Annotated in this window: 3 protein-coding genes; 2 read left to right on the top strand and 1 reads right to left on the bottom strand. The window is 35.6% G+C overall.

All coding sequences use genetic code 11. The features are described 5' to 3' along the window. Positions 1-203 precede the first annotated feature (203 nt). Entirely contained in the window at positions 204-2,906 is a 2,703-nt protein-coding gene (locus ON073_RS20060; protein ID WP_274763646.1) for an ATP-binding protein, read from the top strand. Between the two features lie 31 nt (positions 2,907-2,937). Here the strand turns inward: ON073_RS20060 and ON073_RS20055 are convergent, their stop codons facing one another. Next, entirely contained in the window at positions 2,938-3,348 is a 411-nt protein-coding gene (locus ON073_RS20055; protein WP_274763645.1) for a VOC family protein, read from the bottom strand. 217 nt (positions 3,349-3,565) lie between these two features. Here ON073_RS20055 and ON073_RS20050 point away from each other — a divergent pair, with 217 nt between their 5' ends. Beyond that, positions 3,566-4,030, top strand: a complete 465-nt coding sequence (locus ON073_RS20050; RefSeq protein WP_274763644.1) for a hypothetical protein — start codon at positions 3,566-3,568, stop codon at positions 4,028-4,030. Positions 4,031-4,408 lie beyond the last annotated feature (378 nt).

The raw sequence follows: 4,408 nt of genomic DNA, 5'->3' as shown, positions 1-4,408 counted from the left end.
CTGGTGTTGTTGCAACTATCGAAGACTAATTCTTGATAGTTAATGCATAAGCATTTATAGAAAACCCGAGCTAAGGCTCGGGTTTTTTCGTTTTGAGATAAAAATTTTAGCAACCATCTTTTTATTCAATTCTGAGTAAAGCATTTAAAAGCACATTTTGTGCTATTTTTAATGTGGTAAATTATTGAAATAAGCATGAATTAATGCCAAAAATCTCTAAAACGTTATTAGACCAAACAGGCTTTGCATTTATTTTTATCGCCTTCTGCTATTTTGCATTTGGTTTAATAGGAACCTTCTTTCGAATTGAGCCTGGTTTTGCAAGTGCTGTATGGCCTGCGGCGGGCTGTGCTGTGGTGTTGGTGCTCTATTTTGGCAATAAGGCGTACTTTCCATTATTTTTAGGCGCATTATGTGCCAATTTATATAGTTCAGGAATTTCACTAGAACTAATTACAACTTCAGATTTATTTTGGAACGCAGTAAGAGCTTTTGGTGCATTACTTCAAGCAGTTGTAAGTTTTCATCTTCTCAAAAAGTTTTGTGATTTTCCTTTAAATCTCAATTCCGCATATCCTTTGTTATCTATTTTATTATTAATAAGTCCTGTCGCTTGTTTAATATCAGCATCTATCGGTGTCACAAGCTTGTACCTGCAAGGTATCATTCCATTTTATATATCAGATTTTGTTTGGTTCACTTGGTGGGTTGGCGATAGTGTTGGCGTACTATTCTTTTTTCCATTGTTGGGCATCTTATTTCCATCTAAATATTTTTCCAGGATTAGTAACAGCAAACTTGTCATTTTAGTGGGCATTATTTTACTTGCTTCTGTTTGTTTTACTTTTACCTATTCAAAAGAAGTGTATAAAAAAAATCTAAATGCAAAGTTTTCAGAAATTACAGAGAAAAAGATCTATGAACTTGAAGTACTAAAAAGACAAATTGAAAGTAATCTTTTTGCCTTGGCGACACTGTTTAGAAGCGGGTTATCCCCGACAATTGATGAATTTCAACTTATCGCCGCATCTTTAAATGATGGCATCATCCCTTATCGTGCAATTGCATGGCTTGATAGCTTAGACGTTGAACAGCAAATAGATTGGATTAAAAAGCAAGAGAGCCGAGGTTTAACAAATTCAAAAGTTAAAATCCTTGATGAAAATCGTTTACACACAAAAATATTTCCAATCGGTTTAACAGCACCTTATGCCAATAATAGTTTGGCTATTGGTATTGACCTTGCGAGTCACCCCGTTGCTGGTGACACCGTATTTGAAGCGATTAATGCTAGAGCTATTCGTGCTACACCACCAATTCGGTTAGCGCAACAATCGGATAAAGAAACCGGCAATGTTATTTATTATCCGGTGTTTAATGTTGAAGATGAAAAGTTAATCGGGCTGGCAGAAATAGTAATAGAAGTTGATAAATCATTAGAGCGCCTATTAATTGAAAATAATGTGAGTGACGCCTATGACTTTTCAATTTTAGATATTAACTCCCCAAGTCGCCCTTATGTTGCAGGATTTGATAATAACCATTTAACATCACACGATCTGCACTTTTCAAAATCTTACGAGCTAATATGGTTTGGTCGTAAATGGCTTGTGAATTTTGAAAGTACGAATAGCTTTGAAAATACCAAAAAAGATTGGCTAAGTTGGTTAACTCTTATTGTTGGATTTATTGTCGCGGCTCTTGGCGTGACATTCACTCTCATTATTTCTGGCTTTAATGATCAGCTGAAACGCAAAGTAAAAGACAAAACAACTGAATTAGCGTCTGCTATTCAACAGTTGAAAAAGGCAGATCATGTTAAGAATGAATTTATAGCTAACATGAGCCATGAAATTCGCACGCCTCTTAATGTTGTGCTCACCACCTTACAATTATTAAAACAATCCAAGCAAGCAGTAAAAGAGCGTGAACTAATTGAGAGTGCACTGTCATCTGGTCGTACTCTTCTTGCCATTATTAACGATATTTTAGACGTGTCTAAACTTGAAGCAGGCAAACTTGAGATTGAAAACACAGAATTTGACCTTGAGAAACTGGTGCTTGATACAATTAACGAACAAGCGACTATAGCTGAAACTAAAGGGTTAAATTTATCTGTCAATTCAATGCAACCTGTCGAAGGTGTTTGGTATGGCGACCCAACACGAATTAAACAAATATTAATAAACCTAATAAATAACTCAATTAAATTTACAGATACAGGCAAAGTTGAGGTTAATGTTAGTAAATATAAGCAGGGCGTGTTGTTTGAAATTACCGACACAGGTATTGGAATGACTCAACAGCAAATAGACAAGCTGTTTGATCGTTTTGAACAAGCCGATAGTTCGACTACTAGGCGTTTTGGTGGAACAGGTTTGGGGCTTGCCATTGTGTCTCAATTGATTTACTTGATGAATGGCAGTATTGAAGTATCAAGCGAGCTAGCTAAAGGAGCAAAGTTTAAAGTTAAATTACCTTTAAAACACAGTGGTAAGAAAAAGCTAGTTCAACAAGATGATGATGAACAAACAATGCCAAACTTAACAGGTAAAACGATTTTGCTTGCTGAAGACAATAAAGTTAATCAAATGGTATTTAAAGCAATTATCACCCCAGCAAATGCAGAATTGATAATTGCAGAAAATGGCCAAGAGGCTATAGCGTTACTTGAAACCCATAGCCCTGAAATTATTTTTATGGATATTCAAATGCCTATTATGGATGGAGAGATGGCTTGTATAAAGATCAGAGAAACAAACAAAGAAATTCCAATCGTTGCACTGACTGCAAATGTGCTAGAAAGTGATGTAGCTCGTTATTTAGCTGAAGGGTTTGATGCACACCTAGCCAAACCAATCGAAATTAATAAACTAATAAAAGTGCTAAGTGATTCTCTAGCATAAGATGAGAACCACTTTCTTATTGAATGCATTCTTAGTCACTATTACGCTCGTGTGGTAAATCACTTAAATACTCAACGAACTCAATTTCAAATCCATTTGGGTCAATAAAATACGCATTTTTACGAAAAGGGTGTTTGCTACCTTTATCTATAGCAAAACCTGCAAGTTGCATGCGTTTTATCAAAGCATCTAAATTTTTTACAACATAAGCAAAGTGCGCAAGCCCAATTTGATGACCTGAGAGTTGTCTATTTATGCCCTCACCATGATCACTGAGCGCAATATAATGATAGTCATCACCAAAATGAATCCACTTACGTGGTTTACCGTTCCAATCGCCAGCGCCTTCTGAACGAATATACCAATGTGGAAAAGCGGCTTGATAGAAAGAAAGTGACTTTTTAAGGTCTGTAACAACAAGATTCACATGCTCTAAAAACATTATATTTCCTTATTTAAGTGCAGAAGTTGAAACGAAAATTGAGTGACAAGTAATTCTTTTTAAATATCGAGTAAATGAGTTCATAAAATGGCTCCTTGGTTAAATTTAGATTGCACTATAAAAGCTCAAGTTAACTTTAGGTAAAGTGTTGTTTTTATTTTTTTGAAATAATTTTTATGTGATGATTGATAAGTTGATTAATTAAAGAGGCAAGTAAGTGGAAGTAGTCGTTGTAGAACAGTCCAACATGCGAGTTTATTTAAACTTATTACAAGGGTATGAAGCAGAGTTTTCAGCAATCACTGGAAAGCTACCTAACTTAATGGGGCTTTTTGACCTTGATACAGAGCTTGTTGATAATGTGTTCGGCTTAATTTGCTATGTTAAAGATAGGCCCATAGGTATAGCTGCAATTAAAAAACACACCGCAGCAAGTTTTGAAGTTTCTGAATTCTATGTTGTACCAAGTGTAAGATCTAAAGGGATAGGTTGTGAATTTGCCCATTGGATTTGGCAGCATTTCCAAGGAGAGTGGCAAATAAAACAAATTAAAGGTGCAAATAAAGCAACTGCATTTTGGCGAAAGGCAATAAAAAGCTATGAATCACCCTATAGTGAGAGTGTCATTGAAGATAGTTATTGGGGTGAAGTAACTCAACAAACTTTCAACTCAAGTAAATAAAAAACAGTTTTATAGTCTTAAATGCTACTTAGTAGCTCACAAAACTAGCAGTTATGAGCTGTTTTGTACATATTTCGCCCGAACGATCCAAAAAACTAAAAAAAGTTTGAAATAGGGGTTGATCCAAATTCGGATCTCTCTATAATGCGCCTCCACCAACACGGGGAACGACGCAGCATAGCAGCGAATCACGAGTTGGTTGAGTCAAGTAAAACTGAGTTTTGAAAGTTTTTAAAAATAATCAAAATTAAGTGTTGACAAAAAATTAGGAAAGCGTAACATACGCAGCCCTAACAGCGACACAGCGTCGCGGCAAACACAAGGTTGTTTGCACTGTTCTTTAAAAATTTAAGCAATCATCTGTGTGGGCACTCGTAC

The sequence above is a fragment of the Pseudoalteromonas sp. G4 genome, from assembly GCF_028875915.1.
Classification (GTDB): Bacteria; Pseudomonadota; Gammaproteobacteria; order Enterobacterales; family Alteromonadaceae; genus Pseudoalteromonas.
This window is presented reverse-complemented; position numbering and strand designations above follow the sequence as displayed.

What these genes read in the sequence shown, in the direction of transcription:
- ON073_RS20060 (WP_274763646.1), top strand. Translation starts at nt 204, where the DNA reads ATGCCAAAAATCTCTAAAACGTTATTAGACCAAACAGGCTTTGCATTT.
- ON073_RS20055 (WP_274763645.1), bottom strand. Translation starts at nt 3,348, where the DNA reads ATGTTTTTAGAGCATGTGAATCTTGTTGTTACAGACCTTAAAAAGTCA.